This is a genomic window from Streptomyces sp. NPDC016469, assembly GCF_040632905.1.
Lineage (GTDB): Bacteria > Actinomycetota > Actinomycetes > Streptomycetales > Streptomycetaceae > Streptomyces.
On the sequence record NZ_JBEYCQ010000004.1, the window covers coordinates 198,242 to 219,260 of the forward strand.

Genomic DNA, 21,019 nt, shown 5'->3' on the forward strand with positions numbered 1-21,019 from the left:
CGATGTACCGCAAGGAGGGCGACATCGCCGGCGACCCCGGCCCGGCCGCGACCACGGCGGCCACCGGCCTCGGACCGCTGCTGGTCAGCCTCCAGCTGACCGACTCGGCGTTCCCGAGCGGCTTCTACACCCTCTCGCACAGCCTGGAGGGCTACGCCCAGGCGGGCGCCGTGGACGCCGAGAGCCTGCCGCTGCTGCTGGCGGACCTGCTGCTGCACGGGGTCGGACCCGCCGACGCCACCGCGCTCGCCCTCGCCCACCGGGCGACCGCGGCGGGCGACCCGGAGGCCGTGGTCCGGATCGACGAGCACCTGTTCGCCACGAAGCTGGGCCGGGAGATGCGCCAGGCCGCCACCCGGACCGGACGCCAGCTCCTGGATCTGGGCCACGAGGTCTTCGGACGCCCGGAGATCGGCGCCTACTACGACCGGGTCGTGCGCCGCGAGGCCCCGGGCACCCAGGCGGTCGCGGCCGGGATCGTCTACGCGGCGACCGGCGTCCCGGTCCGCCAGGCCGTCGCCGCCGACCTGTTCGCGTTCTGCGTCAGCTTCGCCGGCGCCGCCCTGCGACTCCGGCTGACCGACCACCGTACGGCGCAGACCCTGCTGAGAGGCGCCGCACCCGTCATCGAGACCGCCGTCGACGCGGCGCTGCGCAGGGAATTGGACGACGTCGGCGCCACCGTCTTCGCCTCGGACGTCATGTCGGGCCGTCATGAACGCGCCGAGGCCCGGCTCTTCGCCAGCTGACCACCCCACCCCCGCGACATCCAAGGGAGAACCATGGACGACAACGTACTCAGGGTCGGCATCGGCGGACCCGTCGGTTCCGGCAAGACCGCGCTCATCGAGGCGCTGGTCCCGGTCCTGATCGCAGGCGGCCACCGCCCCGCCGTCATCACCAACGACATCTACACGCAGGAGGACGCCCAGCACGTCCGCCGCACCCTGGCCGGCGTCCTCGAACCCGAGCGGGTCGTCGGCGTCGAGACGGGCGCCTGCCCGCACACCGCCGTACGCGACGACCCCACGATGAACCTCGCGGCCGGCGCCGAGATGCTGGAACGCTTCCCGGACACCGACACCCTCCTGTACGAGTCCGGCGGCGACAACCTCACCCTGACGTTCAGCCCGGCCCTGGTCGACCTCTTCCTCTTCGTGCTCGACACCGCGGAGGGCGAGAAGATGCCCCGTAAGCGCGGACCCGGCATCACCGACTCCGACCTCCTGGTCATCAACAAGATCGACATCGCGCAGTACGTGCGCACGGACATCAACGTCATGGAGTCCGACGCCCACCGGGTGCGCGGCGACCGCCCCGTCGTCCTCACCGACTGCCTGACCGGCGTGGGCGTGGACGAGATCGCCGGCTACCTCGAATCGCGCCGCAAGGTGCTGATCTGACATGCCGCTCGCCCCGCAACGGCCGAAGGCCCGGCTCACCGAGGAGTACTACACGCCCGTCCGCGTCCCCCCGGACGTGGCGGCCCTGGCCTCCGTCCCGGACACGCTGGCCCCCGGCTCCCCGGCCAAGGTCGGCATCCTCGATCTCGCCTTCGCCGTGCGGGGCGGGCGCACCGACCTCGTCGGGCGCTACCAGAAGACCCCGCTCCAGATCATGCGTCCGCTGTGGATCGACCCCGCGCAGCCCGGCATGAGTTACGTGTACCTGATGGCGACCGGCGGCGGCATCGCCCAGGCCGACCGCTACCGGATGGATTTCCACTGCGGCCCCGGCACCCAGGTCCACCTGACGACCCAGGCCGCGACCAAGGTCTTCCGGATGGAGCACGACTACGCGAGCCAGCGCGTCCACCTCACCGCCGAGGCCGGCAGCTACGTCGAATACCTCCCCGACCCGCTCATCCCGTTCCGGGACGCGCGGTTCTACCAGCGCACCGAGGTCACCGTCGCGCCCGGTGCCACCGTTCTCGTCGGCGACACCCTCACCGCCGGCCGGCTCGCCCGGGGGGAGCGCCACGCGTACCGGATGCTCGCCACCGACCTCCGCGTCAGCAGGCCCGACGGCACCCTCCTCGCCGTCGACACCCTGCGCCTGGCGCCCGGGCGCCCGGGGACCGGAGTTCTCGGGCCCGGGGTGTTCGCCGGCCACGACCACGTCGCCTCGCTCTTCGTGGTGACCGACCACGTTCCCGCCCCCGCGCTCGCCGACACCCTGCACGAGGCACTGGCCGGGCTCGGCGTCCTGTACGGGGTGAGCGTGCTGCCCCGGGACTGCGGGGCGTGGGTGCGGCTGCTCGACGACAGCCCGGTCCGGGTCGCGGAGGCGCACCGGGCCGCCTGGCACGCCGTACGCCGGCTGCTCACCGGCCACCCGCCGCCCGACCTGCGCAAGCCGTAGCACTTCCCCTTCCGCCCCTTCCTCACACGAGGTATCGCCGATGATCACCGCTCCCGCGCCCATGCCGGCCGCGTACGACTCCGGGGACACCGCCTGGCTGCTCGCCGCCACCGCCATGGTCCTGCTGATGACGCCCGGCCTCGCGTTCTTCTACGGCGGCATGGTGCGCACCCGGCACGTGCTCATGATGATCAAGATGAGCTTCGCCGCGCTCGCCTTCGGCACCCTCGTCTGGTGGGTCCTCGGCTACACCCTGGCGTTCGGACCGGACGTCGGCGGTGCCGGGCTCATCGGGAACCTCGACCACGTGTTCATGAAGGGCATCGAGCTCAACACGCTGACCGGGGCCATCCCCACGTACATCTACAGCACCTTCCAGATGGGCTTCGCCGTCATCACCGTGGCGCTGATCAGCGGTTCCATCGCCGACCGTGCCACGATGCGGGGCTGGCTCGTCTTCGTCGTGCTGTGGCTGCTGATCGTCTACATCCCCATCGCGCACTGGGTGTTCGACAAGGACGGGTGGATCGTGAAGCACCTCGGCGCCCTCGACTTCGCCGGCGGGCTGCCGGTGGAGCTCAACTCCGGAGTGGCCGGGCTCGCCGTCGCCCTCGTGCTGCGCGCGCCCCGCGACTTCGCGCGCCGCGGGGAACGCCCCAACAACATCCCGCTCGTGGTCGTCGGAGTCGGGCTGCTCTGGTTCGGCTGGTTCGGCTTCAACTCCGGCTCCGCGCTCACCGACCAGGGCACCGCCGCGGCCGCGTTCATCAACACGCAGCTCGGTGCGGCGGGCGCCATGGTGACCTGGCCGCTGGTCGAGAAGTGGCGCACGGGCCGGGTGACCACCATGGGCGTCGTCTCCTCCGCTGTCGCGGGCATGGTCGCCATCACCCCGGCCTGCGGCGAGATCAACACGCTGGGCGCGGTGATCACGGGTCTGGTCGTGGGGGCGGTGAGCGCGTACGCCATCACCCTCAAGTTCCGCTTCCACGTGGACGACACGCTGGATGTCGTCGGGGTGCACGGCGTCGGCGGACTGATCGGCCTGGTCATGGTCGGCCTCTTCGCCACGGCGCGCATCAGCGGCAAGGAGGGCCTGTTCTACGGCGGCGGCTGGGGCCTCCTCGGCAAACAGCTCGTCGCGATCGTGTCCGTGATCGCGTTCTCGTTCATCCTCACGTGGCTCATCGCCAAGGCCGTCGACCTGACCGTCGGCTTCCGGGCCGATGAGGAGTACGCGAAGGTGCCCGGCGAGGAGGCCGAGCGCGCGTACGACTTCCAGACCGCCGAGCGACTGGGCGCGCTGGTCTCCGGCCGGCGGGTGGCGAGCGACGACGAACTGGTCCAGCAGATCAGCCGGCTGCTGCGGGCCCGCGAGAGCGAGAAGTAGCCGCTCACGCCCTGGTGGGACGCAGGAAATCGCGTACGAACGTGCGGTGCCACCAGCAGCCGGTGGCCCGCAGTTCGGACCATGTGGTGAAGCGGTAGCGGAAGACCCTGGCCCGCACCTGGGCGGGCGGGGCGTCCGGGAACGGGTTGTGCCGCAGCAGCCGCAGCGTGTCCCGGTCGTTCTCCAGCAGCCGCTCCACGAACGGCCCGAACCAGGCCCGTGCGTACGCGGGGGAGAGCGCCGCGAACCACATCATCCAGTCGAGCCGCAGATGATACGGGGCGAACTGGCACGGCATCCGGCGTGGATCGCCCGGCTTGCCCCGGAAGCCGTACTCCTTCCACACCGTGCCCGGGCGCACCACCGCGTCCTCCGTGCCCTCGACCACCACTTCGAGGCGGACCCGGCTGATGCTGCCGAACGCGCCGTACGTGTTGACCAGGTGCAGCGGGTCGAAGGACCGGTTCATCACCTGGCGGCGGGAGACCAGATTGCGGGCCGGGCGGTAGCTGAGGACAAGGACCAGCGCGGTGACCGCGATGACCACCACCGCGTACCAGACGGGCGCGCCCCGCTGGGCGGGCGGCTCGGTCACCGGCGACCAGTCGATGGCCGGCAGGGCGAGCGTGATGGTCAGCCAGTTGAGCCAGGCGAAGTTCCCCGAGAGCACCAGCCACAACTGCGTGACGATCATCAGCCCGGCCGCCACGCTCGCCACCGGCTGCGGGGTGAACAGCAGCACCGGAACGAGCAGCTGCGTCACATGGTTGGCCGCCACCTCCACCCGGTGCACGGGGCGGGGGAGATGGTGGAAGAACCAGCTCAACGGGCCCGGCATCGGCTGCGTCTCGTGGTGGAAGTCCAGACACGTCAGGTTCCGCCAGCAGGCGTCGCCGCGCCATTTGATGAGCCCGGCGCCGAACTCCAGCCGGAACAGCACCCACCGCAGCAGCCAGAGCACCAGCACCGGTGGCGCCGTGCCCTCGTTCCCCAGGAAGACGGCGAGGAAACCCGTCTCCAGCAGCAACGATTCCCAGCCGAAGCCGTACCAGACACCGCCCACCTGCACGATCGACAGATACAGCAGCCACGGCAGCGCCCACAGCGCCATCGCGGCCCCCAGCGGCACCTGGTTGTCCGCCCCGGCGATCAGCGCGACGGAGGCGGCGCACCCGGTCCAGGCGACTCCGGCGAAGAAACGGTCCGAGCAGTGGAGCCGGAAGAGCCCCGGGGCGCTGCGCCAGGACGTACGCCGCAGCGCCCCGGTCGCGGGCAGCATGCCGCGCTCCCCGATCAGCGCCCGGAACTGAAGCGCCGCGGTGAGGAAGGCGGTCAGGTAGATGACGGCGAGGGCCTTCTGGAAGACCAGCCGGCCGAGCCAGTACCCGTCAGCGGTGAACCACTCCATCGCTACCAGTATCGGCCGTGCGCCCGCCGTCCGCCGGATGTCCCCGGGGTCCGTCCGTTTGCGGCGGACCGGGAAGTGCGGCAGACATGAGGGGAGCGACCGGGAGACCGGTGACCAGGCAGGAGACCCGCCCGTGCCCTCACGCATACGACTGCGCCGCACCGTCCCCGCCCTGCTCTGCGCCGGCCTCCTCCTCACCGCGGGCTGTGCCCGGGACACCTCCGGCGGCGGATCCGCCGCGCGGACGGGCGACCCCGGCGACCTCGTCCTCCAGCCCGCGGCCGACCCCGGGACCGCCCCCTTCACCGCCTCCACCGCGGGCGGTCCAGGCCTGCCCCCGGCCGCCTCGCGCACCGGGCCGCCCCCCTCCCCGTCGACGCCCGGGCGGGCGCTCAAGCGCACCGGATCGACGCCCGGCCTGTACGCCGGAACACGCGCCGTCCCCTCCTGCGACGTCGAGGCGCAGATCCGGATGCTCACCGTGGACCCGGCGCGGGAGGAGGCGTTCGCGCGCACCGTGTCCGTCTCCCACGACAAGGTCGCCGGCTTCCTGCGCGGCCTGACCCCCGTGCTGCTCCGCGCCGACACCCTGGTCACCGGGCACGGCTTCCGGGACGGCTCCGTCACCACCTACCAGTCCGTGCTGCAGGCCGGCACCGCGGTCATGGTCGACGGCCGGGGGCTGCCCCGGGTCCGCTGCGTCTGCGGCAACCCGCTGGAGCCGCCGGCCGGCGCGGGCGACGCGGCGGCCGGAACGGGCAAGCGGTGGCAGGGGTTCGACCCGGCGCGGACCGTCGTGGTCGAGCCCGCCGCGAGACCCGTGGCAGAGCTGGTGATCGCCGACCTGGCCCACCACAGCTGGATCGCCCGGCCGGCCGGCGACGAGGGCACCGGCGACCGCGTTCCCGAGGAGCCGCCGCCCTACACCCCCGACACCGACATCACCGGCCCGCTCCCCGACGTACCGCCGCCGGGCACCGAGCGGCCGGAGCCCTCCCGGTCCCCGGAGGACTGCCCGACGCCCGACGTACCCACTCCGCAGACGCCCACACCGCCCGGTGAGCCGGCGGTGGCCGGCGAGGTACCCGCCCGGGCGCCGGGGGAAACACGCTGCCCGACCCCGACCGGTGAACCCACCGACGAGCCCTCCGGGGTGCCGCCGGTGCCGGACCGGCCGCCCGGGTCCGACGAGCCGCCGACGTCCATCAGGCTGTCCCGGGGCGCCGACGACGGTCCGGCCGCGCGCTGGTGAGGGGCGGCGGGCCTCACTCCTCGGTGGGCAGCCAGTTGCCGTGGAGGCCCAGGGGGACGCGGACCGGGATGCGGACCCGGGCCACCGGACCCGATGCCGGGTCCTCGGACGGGATGACGAGCAGCCAGCTGGTCCCGTCGGTGCGGTCGGTGGCGTACGTCATCCAGTAGCCGCCCTCGCCCGGTCCGGTGCCGGGGACGGGCGCGAAGACCGGCTCACCCACCGACAGGTCCCCGGCCCGCCATGCCACATGCGGGCCGGACGGGTCGTTGCCGTCGTACCAGCGCAGTGTGTCGTACTCGCCGGGCAGCAGGTCCGGGCCGCCGGAGTCCGAGGCCACGGCCAGCTGGTGGTGGCGCCTGCCGATCAGCCGGTCGTCGGTGCGCGGGAGCTCCATCCGGACGTCGTCCAGCACGGTCCGGCGCATCGTGCCCGCGACGGGATCGATGACCGCGCGCACCAGACCCGCGTGGTTGGGCTCCGCCCCCTCGGCGGGCGCGCCCAGCGACAGGCGGGTCCACTGCACGTAGTCCAGCACCACGTCACCGCCGCCGGGCTCGGTGTCGTACGCGTTGACCGTGTGCCACAGCCAGAAGGCGTCGTCCGATGCCCAGCGCACCGGGCCGCCGTCGCGCGGGATCAGGGCGAGACGGGTGCCGCGTTCGGGGCGCCAGTCGAGCATCGAGCCGCCGTTCATGGCGGCCGCGATGTCGAAGAACACCGGCGCCAGCACGAGCACCAGGAAACGCGGGGTGATCGCCATGTCGTGGATCATCATCGGCTCGTCCGCCCCGTCCACGGGGGTGGGGCCCCGGAGCACGTCGCCCAGGGGGCCGATCGCGGACCAGGTGAGGTGGGGCGGCTCCAGGCCGTAGCAGAAGACCAGCATCTCGCCCGTGATCGGATCGGTCTTCGGGTGCGCGGTGATGCCCGCCGGCAGCGCGCCGCCGAACGTCTCTCTGCCGACGGTCGTCAGGTCGGGCGTCATGAGGAACGGGCAGTCGGACTCAGCGAGCGCCAGCAGCCGTCCCGCGTGCCGCACCACGTTGATGTCGGGCATGTCGCGGAAGGTGCCGGCCAGCTCCGGCCCGACGTCGGGCTCCTGCGGCAGGATCATCGACTCGATGCCGCCCCACAGCGCCCGCCCGGCCCGCTCCTCGGCGACCACGGCGGGTGTCCGGACGAACCGGTTGCGGTAGCGGGCCCGGCCGCCGGAGATCCACACGCCGTGCAGCATGCCGTCGCCGTCGATCGGGTAGAGGTACGAACCGATCGGCGTGAAGCGGGGGTTGGGGCCGTTGCGCAGGAACACCCCGTCCAGCTCGCCGGGCAGTGCGCCCCTCACTTCAAGATCCGCCTCGTCGACCTCTTCGGTCACGGGGGCGAAGCGCCCCGAGAGGTGGGCGACCCGGCTCGGGTCGAAGGTGTGTGCGGCATGTGCGGCCATGGCGGCCTCCCTTGCCGGGACGTGGGCGCGCACCCGGAACGGGCCGGGCTGACTCCTCATTGAATCCCCGGCCCAGGACCGTCGCAACGCGGGTCGCGGGGTGCGGTGGGCCGTGCCCTGGCCCACCATGGAAGACGCGGCAGATCGCCGCGCCGGGCCTCACCTTCGGAGGTGTCCGGTGTCCGAAGCCCGCTCCGGGCGGCGGACGGGGAACCTGTTCTTCGCCTTCGCGCCCTGGATCATCTTCGTCGTCATCGCCTCTCCCAGCACCTGGGAGTACGCCGCACTGGCCGGCCTGGTGGCCGCCGTGGTGCTCAACCTGCCGGACATGCGCCGGGGTTCCTTCAAAGTCCTGGAGGCCACAGGCATCGTCTTCTTCGCGCTGCTGAGCGTCCTGGCACTGTTCCTGGACCGTCAGGACCTGGACTGGGTGGAGCGGTACGCCCAGGTGCTGTCCAGTGCCGTGATCGCGGTGGTGGCGCTCGGTTCGCTGGCGTTCGTTCCGTTCACCGAGCAGTACGCACGTGAGTCGACGCCCCGGGAGGTGTGGGGTTCGCCGGCGTTCCGCCACGTCAACCGGGTGCTGACCTTGCTGTGGGGCGCGGTCTTCGCGGCCACGGCCCTGCTGGGCCTGCTCGCGCTCCACACCTCGTCGGGGCGCGACTGGTTCAACTGGATCATCCCGGTGGCCCTGCTGGTGCTCGCCGTCCGCTTCACCGAGCGCTATCCGGACCGGGTGCGCGAGCGGTCCCGTAACGCGCACGCCTCCCCATGAAGCGCATCGGACCCGGGCGGAAGGCCTGGTCCAGGCCCCGCACACCTCTTCCGGGTGTGCGGGGCCGTCGCCTTGGTGTCAGTGGCCGGCCTCCGAGGCGTCCAGCATCGCCTCGCGCTCCACGACCTTGACGCGCTCGCGGTCCTGCTCGGCCCCGAGGGCGCGCTCGTGCGCGTCGAGGCGGTACCAGCCCTCACGGGTGGTGTAGCGGATGCCGCGCTCCTCCAGGAAGGCGGTGACGGCCTCCGGCTCGGGCCGCTCCGGGGCGGGCAGCCGCCCGGCGGCGTGGTCCTCCAGGAGGCAGGCGACCGTCTCGTTGGCGTCGCCCTTGGTGTGGCCGATCAGGCCGACCGGGCCCCGCTTGATCCACCCGGTGACGTACACCGACTCCATCGGCTCGCCGCCTTCGAGGACCCGGCCCGCGGCGTGCGGCACCGTGCCCGACGCGACGTCGAACGGCAGCTTCGGCAGCTCGCGCGAGTAGTAGCCCACCGCCCGGTAGACGCTCTGGACGTCCCAGTCGTGGAAGGTGCCGGTGCCGCGCACATTGCCGGTGCCGTCCAGCTCGGTGCGCTCGGTGCGCAGACCGGTGACCCGGCCGTCCTCGCCGATGATCTCCACGGGCGACTCGAAGAAGTGCAGGAAGAGCTTGTGCGGCCGGTCGCCGACGTCGCGGATCGCCCAGTTCTCCAGCGTGGAGGCGACCATGTTGGCCTGCTTGTTCCCACGCCTGGTCTCGATCGAACCCGCGTCGTAGTCGATGTCCTCGGGGTTGACGATGACCTCGATGTTGGGCGAGTGGTCCAGCTCGCGCAGCTCCATCGGGCTGAACTTCGCCTGGGCCGGGCCGCGACGGCCGAAGACGTGCACCTCCAGCGCCTTGTTCGCCTTCAGGCCGTCGTAGACGTTGGCCGGGATCTCCGTCGGCAGCAGCTCGTCGGCGGTCTTCGCGAGGATGCGGGCCACGTCCAGGGCCACGTTGCCGACGCCCAGCACGGCGACCTTCTCGGCCTCCAGCGGCCAGGTGCGCGGGACGTCCGGGTGGCCGTCGTACCAGGAGACGAAGTCGGCGGCCCCGTAGGAGCCGTCCAGGTCGTGGCCCGGAATGTCGAGCGCGCGGTCCGCGTCGGCGCCCGTCGAGAAGATCACCGCGTCGTAGAACGTGCGCAGCTCGTCGAGGTCCAGGTCGTTCGGGTAGTCGACGTTGCCGAACAGGCGCAGCTGCGGCTTGTCCAGCACCTGGTGCAGCGCCTGCACGATGCCCTTGATGCGCGGGTGGTCCGGCGCCACGCCGTAGCGGATCAGGCCGAAGGGGGCGGGCATCCGCTCGAAGAGGTCGATGGAGACACCCGGGTCGGCGGCCGCGTCGGATTTGAGCAGCGCGTCCGCCGCGTAGATGCCGGCGGGACCGGCTCCGACGATGGCGACGCGGACGGGGCGTGTCATGGCGAGCTGTTCCTTCGAACGGGTGAGCAGAAGCGGGGCCGGTTGGTAAGGCAAGGCTTAGTCGACCCCGTCGCACACGTTAGCCCCTGCTCGGACCCGCTTTCGGGGCGGGGCGGCCCTACTGGGCGGTATTCGGCCCCTCCTCTCGCGCCGGCGCCCGGGAAATCCCCGTGATGTGGCCCTCCGGCACGCTCCGTGAATGTGTCCTATCGCACGTTCACCAAATGGACGGTTCAGTCGAAGAATCGGACAAATGGTGGCAGAGTGACGCACATGGATGATCGGGTAGCGGGTGCCCTGTCACTCCCGGACGACTGGCCCGCCCACCCGGATCTCAGCCTCGCCCTGAACCGAATGGGCAGCTTCGACTGGGATCTCGACAGCGGCCTCATGCACTTGGACCGGCCCGCCCTCGACGTGTTCGATCTGAGGGCCGACGAATACGACAACCGCCCCCAGACGCTCGGTCTGCGCGTGCCGCCCGACGAGGGTGTCCGGCTGGACGCCATGGTCTCGGAGACGCTGAAGAGCGGCCGCAGCAACTACGGGGCGTACTTCCGGCTCCAGTCGCGCGACGGAACCCTGCGCTGGGCGCACACCCAGGGCTTCGTGCGCCGCGACGACAGCGGCCGCCCCCGCCGGATCATCGGCATCGTCAGGGACGCCGGCCCCGAACTCGCCGAGTCCGCCGCCCGCCGCGAGCTGGACGAGGAGCTGCGCCGCCGCACCAGCCTGGTCGACGCCACCACGGCCGCGCTGGCCCACGCCCGTACCGTCAAGGACGTCATCGAGGTCCTGAAGAACTCCGAGGGCCTGGCCCTGCTCGGTGCGACCAGCCTGGTCATGGGGCTCATCGAGGCCGGACGCATCCACCTGGTGGCCGACGGGCCCGAGGGGTCGTTCGTGCCCGGCACCCGGTACACCCGGACGGACGAGCAGTACCCGATGAGCGAGGTCGTCCGCACGCTCGGCCCCCGCTTCATCGAGTCGGCCGAGGACTTCGCCACCTCCTACCCCGTCCTGTGGCCGCACATCAGCCACCTCGGGATCACCTCCGCCGCCTACCTCCCGCTGATCGCCCAGGCCCGCCCCATCGGCGCACTCGGCCTCCTCTACAGCGGCAAGGACGGCTTCACCGCCGACGAACGGAACCTGCTGCTGGCCCTCGGCAGCTCCATCGCCCAGAGCCTCCAGCGGGCCATGCTCTACGAACAGGAGCACGACCTCGCCGAAGGGCTCCAGCAGGCCATGCTGCCGCGCCGGATCCCCGACGTGCCCGGCGCCCAGATCGCGGTGCGCTACCGCTCGGCCCGGCTCGGCCGGGACATCGGCGGCGACTGGTACGACGTCATCCCGCTGCCCGGCGGCCGGGTCGGCGCCGTCATCGGGGACGTGCAGGGCCACGACACCCACGCGGCCGCCGTGATGGGCCAGCTCCGCATCGTGCTGCGGGCGTACGCCGCCGAGGGGCACAGCCCCGCCACGGTCATGGCACGCGCCTCCGTGTTCCTGCACGAACTGGACACCGACCGCTTCGCCACCTGCACCTACGCCGAGGCCGACCTGACCACCGGCGTGGTCCAGCTGGTCCGTGCCGGACACGTCGACCCGCTCGTGCGCGACGCCGACGGCGGCTGCCGCAGGGTGCCCTCCGAGGGCGGGCTGCCGCTCGGGCTGTCCGCCGAATTCGGCCGGCTCGAATACCCGGTCGGCACGGTCGAGCTGGACCCCGGCCAGACCATGGTGCTGTTCACCGACGGGCTGGTGGAACTGCCGGGCGCCGATCTGGACGAGGGCACCCAGCTGCTCACCGCCCTCGTCACCAACGGACCGCAGGACCTCGACCAGCTCGCCGACCGCCTCTGTGCGTCCGTGGACGAGCGCGGCGGCGAGGACGATGTGGCCCTGCTGCTCCTGCGCCGCAAGGCCGCACAGGCCCCGCAGCCGGGCGGCCGGCTCCAGCAGCACGTCGCCCAGAACGACCCCGAGGCGCTCAGCTCGGCCCGCCATATGATCCGCGCGGCGGTCCGGGCCTGGGGTGCCAAGGACCGGGCCGACGAGGTCGAGCTGGCCGCCGACGAGCTGGTCACCAACGCCCTGATGCACACCGACGGCGGCGCCATCGTCACGATCCGGGTCCTCACCGGTCCCGAGCGGCGGCTCCGGGTCGACGTCGAGGACCGGTCGAGCGCCCTGCCGCGCCGCCGGGAAGCCGGCGAGGCCGGAGTCTCCGGACGCGGCCTGCTGCTGGTCGACCAGCTCGCGGACGCCTGGGGCGTCGAGTCCCGGGGCACCGGAAAGTGCGTCTGGAGCGAGTTCGTCGTTCCGCCACGCGACTGACCCGCCGTCCGCTCTTCGTCCGGACGGCCGAGAACCGCACGGCCGAGAAGTTGCGCGCAATGAGAATGTAACTGAACGTAACGTGTCTGTACTTGACCGTGATGGACCGCCGGAGATTGACTGCGACCTGGTCGGTCTCCCGTCTTCGATGACATGAGGACCCGTTGGGCACTGAGCTACTGGCACCCCTCGATCTCGCCTTCTGGCACCTCGAGTCCGCTGCCCACCCCATGCACCTCGGCGCGCTCGCCGTCTTCGCGCCGCCCCCGGGCGCCGACCCCGGACCCGACGCGCTCCTCGGCCTCCTCGGCGCCCGCGCCGCCGCGATTCCCCGGCTGCGCATGCGGGTACGCGACGTGCTGCTGCCCGTCGGCGGCGCGGCCTGGTCCACCGATCCGGAGTTCGACGTGTACCGCCATGTCCGGCGCGTACGGCTGCCCGCCGAGGAGACGGCGCCCGGCGGCGCGGGCTTCATGGCGGCCGCGACCCGGCTCGCCGGAGAGCTGATGGAGCGGCCCCTCCGCCGCGGCCTGCCGCCCTGGGAGATGTACCTCATCGACGGACCGGGCGGCGGGCCGTTCGCCGTGCTGGTCAAGCTCCATCACGCGCTCGCCGACGGGATGCGGGCGGTCGCCATCGGGGCCGGGATCTTCGACCAGATCGCCTCCGCGACCGCCCGGCCCGGCCCTTCCACCCGGCCACGCCCGGTGCCGCCCCGGTCCTGGATGCCGGGCCCGCGCCAGGTCGCCGGGCTCGCCCTCGGCCGCATCGAGGACCTGGGCCGCGCCTTCGGAGTCGGCGCCTCGCTGGTCCGGGCCGGCCGCCTCGACCCGCGCGGCGCACCCATGCTCCGGGCCGGCTCCAGCGGGACGCGGCGGCTCGCCACGGCCGACCTCGACCTCGACGCCGTGCGGCGCGTCCGCCGCGTGGCCGGGGGCACCGGGAACGATGTGCTGCTCGCCGTCGTGGCGGGCGCGCTGCGGCGCTGGATGCTGGAACGCGGCGAGACCCCGCCGCGCGCCGACCCGCGCGCCCTGGTCCCGGTCTCGCGGCGCCGGCCGGGCGGCGCGGCCGTGGCGACCGGCAACCGGCTCTCCGCCTACCTCCTGGACCTTCCCGTCTCGGAGCCGGACCCCCGGGAGCGGCTGCGCGCGGTACGCGAGGCGATGGACCGCAACAAGGCCGCGGGCCCGCTGCGGGGCGCCGGGGCGGTCGCCGTGCTGGCCGATCAACTGCCGTCGCTGGCCCACCGTTTCGGCGCCCCGCTCGCCGGGAACGCGGCCCGGATGCTCTTCGACGTCCTGGTCACCAGCGTCCCCCTGCCGCGCTCCCGCCTCTCGCTGGCCGGCTGCCCGCTGAGCGCCCTGTACCCGATGGCGCCGCTGGCCCGGGGGCAGTCGATGGCCGTCGCGCTGACGACGTACGGCTCGCGCGTGCACATCGGCGTCGTGGCCGACGGCAAGGCGCTGCCCGGACCGGACGGGCTGGCGCGTTGCGCCGACGAGGAGCTGGCCGCGCTACTCGATGAGGTGGTCAGGAAATAGATCGGACAGATCCACGGTCGATCGCTGCGATTGGTGACGGCAGAGGTGTTGACGCGCCCAAGTGATCCGATGAATATTCGCTGAGTGGCAGCGATCATCGAGGAGGGCGGCGACAGTATGCGGCGCAACAGGCTGGGCGGCAGCACCGTCGAGATCACCGAACTCTCCTTCGGCGCCGCCGCGATCGGCAACCTCTTCAGCGAAGTGGAACCGGAACGGGCGGCGGCCACCGTCGACGCCGCCTGGGACGCGGGCATCCGCCACTTCGACACCGCGCCGCACTACGGACTCGGCCTCTCCGAACGCCGTCTCGGGGAGGCCCTGCGCCGCCGCCCCCGCGACGCGTACACGCTCTCCACCAAGGTCGGCCGCGTCCTCGACCCGCTGCCCCCCTCGGAGACCGCCGCGTCCGACGGGCTCTCCGAGGGCTTCGCCGTACGCGCCACACACCGCCGCCGCTGGGACTTCAGCGCGGCCGGCGTCCGCCGCAGCATCGAGGACAGCCTCGACCGCCTCGGCCTCGACCGCATCGACATCGCCTACCTCCACGACCCCGACGACCACGCGGAACCCGCCTTCCGCGAGGCGTACCCGGAACTGGAGAAGCTGCGCGCCGAAGGGGTCGTCGGGGCGATCGGCGCCGGTATGAACCAGACCGCGATGCTCACCCGCTTCGTCCGCGACACCGACGTCGACGTCGTCCTGTGCGCCGGCCGGTTCACCCTCCTCGACCAGTCGGCCCTCACCGACCTGCTGCCGGCCGCCGCCGCACGCGGCCGGAGCGTCGTCGTCGGCGGCGTCTTCAACTCCGGCCTCCTAGCCGACCCCCGCCCCGGCGCCACCTACGACTACGCCACTGCCCCCATCGGCCTCCTCGACCGCGCCCTCGGACTGAGGGGGGTCACCGAGGCCCACGGGGTGCCGCTGCGCGCCGCCGCTCTGCGGTACCCGCTCACCCACCCGGCCGTCGCCGGGGTGCTCGTCGGCACCCGTTCCCCGGACGAGGTGCGCGACGCCGCCGCACAGCTGAGCCGGGAGATCCCCGACGCCCTCTGGGACGACCTGCGCGACCAGGGCCTGCTGCCCGGAAACGGACACTGACATGCGAATCGCCCTGCACACCAAGGTCCGCGCCGACCGCATCGCGGAGTACGAGGCCGCGCACCGGGAGGTCCCGCCGGAGCTGACCCGGGCGATCCGGGCGGCGGGCGCCGGCTCCTGGACGATCTGGCGCAGCGGCACCGACCTCTTCCACCTCATCGAGTGCGACGACTACGCCCGTCTCCTCGCCGAGCTGGAGCGGCTGCCCGTCAACGTCGCCTGGCAGGCCCGGATGGACGGCCTCCTCGACGTGGCCCACGACTACTCCGCCGAGGGCGCCGAAGCCGGGCTCCCCGTCGTCTGGGAGCTGTGAGATGACGGCGGGGCCCCGCGTCGTGGACGCCCACCACCATGTGTGGGACCTCGCGGTACGCGACCAGGACTGGATCACCGGCGAGGCGCTGGCCCCCCTGCGCCGCGACTTCACCCTCGCCGACCTGGAACCGGAGGCCCGCGCGGCCGGGGTCGCCGCCACCGTGCTCGTCCAGACCGTCACCGTGGCCGAGGAGACGCCCGAGTTCTTGGCGCTCGCCGACGGCAGCGAGCTGGTCGCCGGGGTCGTCGGCTGGACCGACCTCACCGCACCGGACATCGCCGACACCCTGGCCGCCCTGCGCGAACTCCCCGGGGGCGACCGGCTCGTCGGACTGCGCCACCAGGTCCAGGGCGAACCGGACCCCGAGTGGCTGCTGCGGCCGGAAGTGCTGCGCGGTCTGGCCGCCGTGGCCGACGCCGGGCTCGTCTACGACCTGGTGATCCTCCCGCACCAGCTGCCCGCCGCGACCCGGGCGGCCGCCGCGCTCCCCGGCCTCGTGTTCGTACTGGACCACGCCGGAAAGCCGCCCGTCGTCACCGGGCGCACCCAGCCCTGGGCCGACGACCTGCGGGCCCTCGCCGCCCTCCCCAACACCGTCTGCAAGCTCTCCGGCCTGGTCACCGAAGCGGACTGGCGCGGCTGGACCCCGGCCGGCCTGCGCCCGTACGCGGAGACCGTCATCGACGCCTTCGGACCCGGGCGGCTCATGTACGGCTCCGACTGGCCGGTGTGCCGCCTCGCCTCCACGTACACCGAGGTCCTGGACACCGCCCGCGCCCTGATCCAGGACCTGAGCGAGAACGAGCGGGCCGCCGTGCTCGCCACCACCGCCGAACGCGTGTACGGCCTCCGATAGGCGCCGGGGGCGCCGCTGCGGCAGGCTGGAACCATGCCCGAACTCCCGGAAGTCGAAGCCCTGCGGCTCTTCCTCGACGACCACCTCGTCGGCAAGGAGATCGACCGCGTCCTGCCGCTCGCGATCAGCGTCCTCAAGACGTACGACCCGCCGCTGACCGCCCTGCACGGCGGCACGGTCACCGACGTGCGGCGGCACGGCAAGTTCCTCGACATCGGCGTCGGCCCGCTCCACCTGATCACCCACCTCGCCCGGGCCGGCTGGCTCCGCTGGAACGACGCCTTTCCCGCTGCCCCGCCGCGCCCCGGCAAGGGCCCGCTCGCGCTGCGTACCGTCCTCACCGGCGGCGACGGCTTCGACCTGACCGAGGCCGGCACCACCAAACGCCTCGCCGTCCACCTCGTGCACGACCCGGCCGAGGTCCCCGGGATCGCCCGCCTCGGGCCCGACCCGCTCGGCCCGGAATTCGACCGGGACGCGTTCGCCGCGCTGCTCGACGGGGAACGCCGCCAGATCAAGGGCGCCCTGCGCGACCAGTCGCTCATCGCCGGCATCGGCAACGCGTACAGCGACGAGATCCTGCACGTCGCGAAGATGTCGCCCTTCAAGCCCACCGCCCACCTCACCGACGAAGAGATCACCCGGCTCCACGAGGCCTTGCGCACCACCCTGGAGGACGCCGTCGCCCGGTCCGGCGGGGTCGAGGCAGGACGCCTCAAGGCCGAGAAGAAGAGCGCGATGCGCGTCCACGGACGCACCGGCCAGGCGTGCCCGGTCTGCGGAGACACCATCCGCGAGGTCTCCTTCAGCGACTCCTCGCTCCAGTACTGCCCGACCTGTCAGACGGGCGGCAAACCGCTCGCGGACCGCCGCCTGTCCCGGCTGCTCAAGTAGGGGCGCGATGCGCGGGGCACGCCCTACACTCCGGCCTCATGCTCCGCGTACTCGCCGTCGATGACGAAGAACCCGCCCTGGAGGAACTGCTCTACCTCCTGCGCGCCGACCCCCGCATCCGCAGCGCGGAGGGCGCCACCGGGGCCACCGAGGCGCTGCGCCGCATCGGGAGCGCCGTCGACGCGGGACCCGACGACCCGTCCGCCATCGACGTGGTCTTCCTGGACATCCACATGGCCGGCCTATCCGGGCTCGACGTCGCCCAGCTCCTCGCCGGATTCGCCGCACCGCCGCTCATCGTCTTCGTCACCGCCCACGAGGGCTTCGCCGTGCACGCCTTCGACCTCAAGGCCGTCGACTACGTCCTCAAACCGGTCCGCCGCGAACGCCTCGCCGAGGCCGTACGACGCGTCGCCGAGCAGGTCCAGGACCGTTCCGCCCCCGTCGTCCACGACACCGCGCAGGACCAGATAGCCGTCGAACTGGGCGGCGTCATCCGCTTCATCCCGATCGACGACATCGCGTACGCCGAGGCCCAGGGCGACTACGCCCGGCTGCACACCGCCCAGGGCAGCCACCTCGTCCGCGTCCCCCTCACCACCCTGGAGGAGCGCTGGCGCACCCGCGGCTTCGTCCGCATCCACCGCCGCCACCTCGTGGCCCTCGGCCGGATCGACGAACTGCGCCTGGACGCCGGCAGCATGAGCGTCCGCATCGGCACCGCGGAACTCGCCGTCAGCCGCCGCCACACCCGCGCGCTGCGCGATCTGCTGATGCGGCGGACCGGCCGCTGACCAGCGGCTACCGGGCCCGGAACCCCTTCCCAGCGGGGCCGGGTGCCGCCTACACTCCGGCCCCATGTCCGCAGAGCCCACACCCCGGCGCGAAGTGGTGACGGGGGAGCCCCGGCGGGTGCGCCCGCTGCCGCGCTACCGCACCCAGTCGGAGATCGAAGAGCAGACCGCGCTCGGCGGCGCCTACGTCCGCTCGCTGATGCGTGGACAGCTGCGGGCCGGACTCACCGCGTTCGCCGTCCTCGCCGCCGTCGTGGGCACCCTGCCCCTCGTCTTCGAGGCCCTGCACAGCTCCGCCGTCGTCTGGGCCGTCCTCGGCTTCGCCGCCTACCCGCCGCTCACCGTGCTCGCCTGGTGGTACGTGCGGCGCGCCGAGCGCAACGAGAGCGACTTCGCCCGGCTCGTGGAAGGCCGCTCCGCCCCGTGAGCCGCACGTACGCGGTGGCGGCCGTCGCCGCCGTCGTCCTGGCCACCGTCCTCGTCGGCGGCTTCGGGCTGCGGATCTCCCGCACCACCTCGGACTTCTACGTGGCCTCGCGCACCGTGCGCCCCCGGCTCAACGCCGCCGCCATCAGCGGCGAATACCTCTCCGCCGCCTCCTTCCTCGGCATCGCGGGCCTGGTCCTCGTGCACGGGCCCGACATGCTCTGGTACCCGGTCGGCTACACCGCCGGCTATCTGGTCCTGCTGGTCTTCGTCGCCGCTCCGCTGCGCCGCTCGGGGGCGTACACCCTGCCCGACTTCGCCGAAGGGCGCCTGGAGTCACGGCAGGTACGCAGACTCGTCAGCGTCCTCGTCGTCGGCGCGGGCTGGCTCTACCTGGTGCCCCAGCTCCAGGGCGCCGGACTCACCCTCAAGATCCTCACCGGCGCGCCGGGCTGGCTCGGCGACGTGCTGGTCGCCTCCGTCGTCGTCCTCGCCGTCGCGGCCGGCGGGATGCGCTCGATCACCTTCGTCCAGGTCTTCCAGTACTGGCTGAAGCTGACCGCGCTCCTCGTCCCCGCGATCTTCCTGGTGCTGGCCTGGCGGGACGACGGACAGCCCCGCATCACCTTCGACGCGCACCTCTCCGCGTTCCGCGCCGACCACCCGCTGTACGCGACCTACGGCCTCATCGTCGCCACCTTCCTCGGCACCATGGGCCTGCCGCACGTCGTCGTCCGCTTCTACACCAGCCCCAACGGCCGCGACGCCCGCCGCACCACCGTCGCCGTCCTCGCCCTCATCGGCGTTTTCTACCTCCTGCCGCCCGTCTACGGCGCGCTGGGCCGCCTGTACGCCCCCGAGCTGATCCACGGCGGCGACGCGGACGCCGCCGTGCTCCTGCTGCCCGGCCGGGTCATCGGCGGACTCGGCGGAGACCTGCTCGGGGCGCTCGTCGCGGGCGGCGCGTTCGCCGCGTTCCTCTCCACCGCGTCCGGGCTCACCATGGCCGTCGCCGGGGTCATCACCCAGGACGTGCTGCCCTCGCGCGGGGTGCGGCACTTCCGGCTGGCCACCGTCCTCGCCATCTCCGTGCCCCTGGCCGGCTCGCTGATGGTCAGCCGGGTGCCCGTCGCCGACTCCGTGGGCATGGCCTTCGCCGTCTCCGCGTCCTCCTTCTGTCCGCTGCTCGTCCTCGGCATCTGGTGGCGCCGTCTCACCCCGCCCGGGGCGGTGGCCGGACTCCTGCTCGGCGGCGGCTCCGCGCTCCTCTCCGTCGCCATTACGGTCAGCGGCGCGGTACGCCCGCCCGGCTGGCCGCACGCCCTGCTCGCCTGGCCCGCCGTCTGGTCCGTGCCCGTCGGTTTCCTCGCCATGGTCCTGGTCTCGCTCGCCACGCCGGGCCGGATACCGCCCGGCACCAACGCCGCGATGACCCGCTTCCACCTGCCCGAGGCGCTCACCACCGGGAGGCACCGATGACCGGGGCCGGATACGCGGTCATCGTCGTGCTCGCCCTCCTGCTGTTCGGCGGGGGCCTGCTGCTCGGCCGCCGGACCGCCCGGCCCGTGCGCACCAGCGACGTCGGCACGCCCGTCGAGCACGCCACCTTCGAGACCCTGCACACCGCGTCCCTGGCCGCGCCCCCGCTCCGCGCCGGGCTCACCGAGGACAGCGCCCGCCGGTCGGCGCGCCGGCTGCGCTCGCTGCTGGGCACCGACGCGCTGTGCCTCACCGACCGCGACGGGGTCCTGGTCTGGGACGGCGAGGGCGACCACCACGGCCGGGACGTCATGGAGCAGGTCGCGGGCGTCCTGGAGACCGGCCGCGACACCGCCTTCCACAGCGGCTGCGACGACCTGGACTGCCCGCTTAAGTGGGCCGTCGCCGTGCCGCTGACCGTCGACCACCGCGTCCTCGGCACCCTCGTCGCCTACGCCCCGCGCGAATCGGCGGTCCTGGCCCGGGCCGCGGGCGAGGTCGCCCGCTGGGTCTGCGTCCAGCTGGAACTCGCCGAGCTCGACCGCTCCCGCACCCAGCTCATCGAGGCCGAGATCAGGGCCCTGCGCGCACAGATCTCCCCGCACTTCATCTTCAACTCACTGGCCGCCATCGCGTCCTTCGTCCGCACCGATCCGGAGAAGGCCCGCGAACTGCTCCTGGAGTTCGCGGACTTCACCCGCTACTCCTTCCGCCGCCATGGCGACTTCACCACCCTCGCGGACGAGCTGCACTCCATCGACCAGTACCTCGCCCTGGTCCGGGCCCGCTTCGGTGAACGGCTCTCCGTCACCCTCCAGGTCGCCCCCGAGGTCCTGCCCGTGGCCCTGCCCTTCCTCTGCCTCCAGCCGCTCGTCGAGAACGCCGTCAAACACGGCCTCGAAGGCGCCGTCACCTCCAGCCGCATCACCATCAGCGCCCTGGACGCCGGCTCCGAGGCCGAGGTGGTCATCGAGGACGACGGCACCGGCATGGACCCCCAGCGGCTGCGCCACATCCTGCGCGGCGAGGGCGGCCGATCGACCGGCATCGGCCTGCTCAACGTGGACGAACGGCTCCGCCAGGTGTACGGGGACGAGTACGGGCTCGTCATCGAGACGGGCATCGGGGCCGGGATGCGGATCACCGTACGGCTGCCGAAGTACCGGGCCGGGGTGCACGGCTCCTGACAG

The 21,019-nt window shown here is 72.9% G+C and carries 19 protein-coding genes; 16 read left to right on the top strand and 3 right to left on the bottom strand.

The window, feature by feature from the left end; translation table 11 throughout:
* Window positions 1–2 precede the first annotated feature (2 nt).
* From ABZ565_RS06165 to ABZ565_RS06180, 4 genes are read left to right on the top strand one after another with little or no spacing between them, the layout of a single operon-like run.
* Window positions 3–749 carry an urease accessory UreF family protein gene (locus ABZ565_RS06165; protein ID WP_361020957.1) on the top strand — a complete coding sequence of 249 codons (747 nt, stop codon included), beginning with the start codon at window positions 3–5 and terminating at the stop codon, window positions 747–749.
* A 33-nt stretch (window positions 750–782) separates the two neighbouring features.
* Window positions 783–1,403 (top strand): urease accessory protein UreG, encoded by a 621-nt coding sequence (ureG, locus tag ABZ565_RS06170; RefSeq protein ID WP_328903807.1) that lies wholly within the window; start codon window positions 783–785, stop codon window positions 1,401–1,403.
* A 1-nt stretch (window position 1,404) separates the two neighbouring features.
* Window positions 1,405–2,361, top strand: coding sequence for an urease accessory protein UreD (locus ABZ565_RS06175; RefSeq protein ID WP_361020959.1), 957 nt, complete (start codon window positions 1,405–1,407; stop codon window positions 2,359–2,361).
* A gap of 40 nt (window positions 2,362–2,401) precedes the next feature.
* Window positions 2,402–3,751 carry an ammonium transporter gene (locus ABZ565_RS06180; protein WP_361020961.1) on the top strand — a complete coding sequence of 450 codons (1,350 nt, stop codon included), beginning with the start codon at window positions 2,402–2,404 and terminating at the stop codon, window positions 3,749–3,751.
* 4 nt (window positions 3,752–3,755) lie between these two features.
* On the opposite strand, the gene ABZ565_RS06185 is transcribed toward ABZ565_RS06180, so the two are convergent.
* Window positions 3,756–5,159 (bottom strand): lipase maturation factor family protein, encoded by a 1,404-nt coding sequence (locus ABZ565_RS06185; protein ID WP_361020962.1) that lies wholly within the window; start codon window positions 5,157–5,159, stop codon window positions 3,756–3,758.
* A 133-nt stretch (window positions 5,160–5,292) separates the two neighbouring features.
* Between ABZ565_RS06185 and ABZ565_RS06190 the strand changes: the two genes are divergently transcribed.
* Window positions 5,293–6,411, top strand: a complete 1,119-nt coding sequence (locus ABZ565_RS06190; RefSeq protein WP_361020964.1) for a DUF6777 domain-containing protein — start codon at window positions 5,293–5,295, stop codon at window positions 6,409–6,411.
* A gap of 13 nt (window positions 6,412–6,424) precedes the next feature.
* Here ABZ565_RS06190 and ABZ565_RS06195 read toward each other — a convergent pair whose 3' ends face one another.
* Window positions 6,425–7,858 carry a carotenoid oxygenase family protein gene (locus ABZ565_RS06195; RefSeq protein ID WP_361020966.1) on the bottom strand — a complete coding sequence of 478 codons (1,434 nt, stop codon included), beginning with the start codon at window positions 7,856–7,858 and terminating at the stop codon, window positions 6,425–6,427.
* Window positions 7,859–8,036: 178 nt separating this feature from the next.
* On the opposite strand from ABZ565_RS06195, the gene ABZ565_RS06200 reads away from it, so the two are divergent.
* Window positions 8,037–8,633 (top strand): hypothetical protein, encoded by a 597-nt coding sequence (locus ABZ565_RS06200; RefSeq protein WP_361020968.1) that lies wholly within the window; start codon window positions 8,037–8,039, stop codon window positions 8,631–8,633.
* Window positions 8,634–8,711: 78 nt separating this feature from the next.
* Here ABZ565_RS06200 and ABZ565_RS06205 read toward each other — a convergent pair whose 3' ends face one another.
* Window positions 8,712–10,079, bottom strand: coding sequence for an FAD-dependent oxidoreductase (locus ABZ565_RS06205; RefSeq protein ID WP_361020970.1), 1,368 nt, complete (start codon window positions 10,077–10,079; stop codon window positions 8,712–8,714).
* A 273-nt stretch (window positions 10,080–10,352) separates the two neighbouring features.
* Between ABZ565_RS06205 and ABZ565_RS06210 the strand changes: the two genes are divergently transcribed.
* From ABZ565_RS06210 to ABZ565_RS06255, 10 genes are all read left to right on the top strand, one after another.
* Window positions 10,353–12,419, top strand: a complete 2,067-nt coding sequence (locus tag ABZ565_RS06210; protein ID WP_361020972.1) for a SpoIIE family protein phosphatase — start codon at window positions 10,353–10,355, stop codon at window positions 12,417–12,419.
* Window positions 12,420–12,583: 164 nt separating this feature from the next.
* On the top strand, window positions 12,584–13,963 hold the full coding sequence (locus ABZ565_RS06215; protein ID WP_361020974.1) for a wax ester/triacylglycerol synthase family O-acyltransferase: 1,380 nt from the start codon (window positions 12,584–12,586) through the stop codon (window positions 13,961–13,963).
* Window positions 13,964–14,080: 117 nt separating this feature from the next.
* Window positions 14,081–15,064 (top strand): aldo/keto reductase, encoded by a 984-nt coding sequence (locus ABZ565_RS06220; RefSeq protein WP_361021176.1) that lies wholly within the window; start codon window positions 14,081–14,083, stop codon window positions 15,062–15,064.
* A gap of 1 nt (window position 15,065) precedes the next feature.
* Window positions 15,066–15,377 carry an L-rhamnose mutarotase gene (locus tag ABZ565_RS06225; RefSeq protein WP_361020976.1) on the top strand — a complete coding sequence of 104 codons (312 nt, stop codon included), beginning with the start codon at window positions 15,066–15,068 and terminating at the stop codon, window positions 15,375–15,377.
* A gap of 1 nt (window position 15,378) precedes the next feature.
* On the top strand, window positions 15,379–16,236 hold the full coding sequence (locus ABZ565_RS06230; RefSeq protein ID WP_361020978.1) for an amidohydrolase family protein: 858 nt from the start codon (window positions 15,379–15,381) through the stop codon (window positions 16,234–16,236).
* A 33-nt stretch (window positions 16,237–16,269) separates the two neighbouring features.
* Window positions 16,270–17,130 (top strand): DNA-formamidopyrimidine glycosylase family protein, encoded by an 861-nt coding sequence (locus tag ABZ565_RS06235; protein WP_361020980.1) that lies wholly within the window; start codon window positions 16,270–16,272, stop codon window positions 17,128–17,130.
* Between the two features lie 38 nt (window positions 17,131–17,168).
* The gene (locus ABZ565_RS06240) at window positions 17,169–17,924 is read left to right on the top strand and encodes a LytTR family DNA-binding domain-containing protein (protein ID WP_361020982.1); all 756 of its coding nucleotides are present in this window, start codon (window positions 17,169–17,171) and stop codon (window positions 17,922–17,924) included.
* 64 nt (window positions 17,925–17,988) lie between these two features.
* Entirely contained in the window at window positions 17,989–18,351 is a 363-nt protein-coding gene (locus ABZ565_RS06245; protein ID WP_143622716.1) for a hypothetical protein, read from the top strand.
* Window positions 18,348–19,829 carry a cation acetate symporter gene (locus ABZ565_RS06250; protein WP_361020984.1) on the top strand — a complete coding sequence of 494 codons (1,482 nt, stop codon included), beginning with the start codon at window positions 18,348–18,350 and terminating at the stop codon, window positions 19,827–19,829. Before ABZ565_RS06245 ends, ABZ565_RS06250 begins: the two co-directional genes overlap by 4 nt.
* Window positions 19,826–21,016, top strand: coding sequence for a histidine kinase (locus ABZ565_RS06255; protein WP_361020986.1), 1,191 nt, complete (start codon window positions 19,826–19,828; stop codon window positions 21,014–21,016). The genes ABZ565_RS06250 and ABZ565_RS06255 overlap by 4 nt, the downstream gene beginning before the upstream one ends.
* Window positions 21,017–21,019 lie beyond the last annotated feature (3 nt).

Coding starts and splice junctions, on each gene's coding strand:
- ABZ565_RS06205 (WP_361020970.1), bottom strand. CDS start 10,079: ATGACACGCCCCGTCCGCGTCGCCATCGTCGGAGCCGGTCCCGCCGGC.
- ABZ565_RS06165 (WP_361020957.1), top strand. CDS start 3: ATGTACCGCAAGGAGGGCGACATCGCCGGCGACCCCGGCCCGGCCGCG.
- ABZ565_RS06175 (WP_361020959.1), top strand. CDS start 1,405: ATGCCGCTCGCCCCGCAACGGCCGAAGGCCCGGCTCACCGAGGAGTAC.
- ABZ565_RS06255 (WP_361020986.1), top strand. CDS start 19,826: ATGACCGGGGCCGGATACGCGGTCATCGTCGTGCTCGCCCTCCTGCTG.
- ABZ565_RS06210 (WP_361020972.1), top strand. CDS start 10,353: ATGGATGATCGGGTAGCGGGTGCCCTGTCACTCCCGGACGACTGGCCC.
- ABZ565_RS06195 (WP_361020966.1), bottom strand. CDS start 7,858: ATGGCCGCACATGCCGCACACACCTTCGACCCGAGCCGGGTCGCCCAC.
- ureG (WP_328903807.1), top strand. CDS start 783: ATGGACGACAACGTACTCAGGGTCGGCATCGGCGGACCCGTCGGTTCC.
- ABZ565_RS06230 (WP_361020978.1), top strand. CDS start 15,379: ATGACGGCGGGGCCCCGCGTCGTGGACGCCCACCACCATGTGTGGGAC.
- ABZ565_RS06240 (WP_361020982.1), top strand. CDS start 17,169: ATGCTCCGCGTACTCGCCGTCGATGACGAAGAACCCGCCCTGGAGGAA.
- ABZ565_RS06225 (WP_361020976.1), top strand. CDS start 15,066: ATGCGAATCGCCCTGCACACCAAGGTCCGCGCCGACCGCATCGCGGAG.
- ABZ565_RS06220 (WP_361021176.1), top strand. CDS start 14,081: ATGCGGCGCAACAGGCTGGGCGGCAGCACCGTCGAGATCACCGAACTC.
- ABZ565_RS06235 (WP_361020980.1), top strand. CDS start 16,270: ATGCCCGAACTCCCGGAAGTCGAAGCCCTGCGGCTCTTCCTCGACGAC.
- ABZ565_RS06185 (WP_361020962.1), bottom strand. CDS start 5,159: ATGGAGTGGTTCACCGCTGACGGGTACTGGCTCGGCCGGCTGGTCTTC.
- ABZ565_RS06245 (WP_143622716.1), top strand. CDS start 17,989: ATGTCCGCAGAGCCCACACCCCGGCGCGAAGTGGTGACGGGGGAGCCC.
- ABZ565_RS06180 (WP_361020961.1), top strand. CDS start 2,402: ATGATCACCGCTCCCGCGCCCATGCCGGCCGCGTACGACTCCGGGGAC.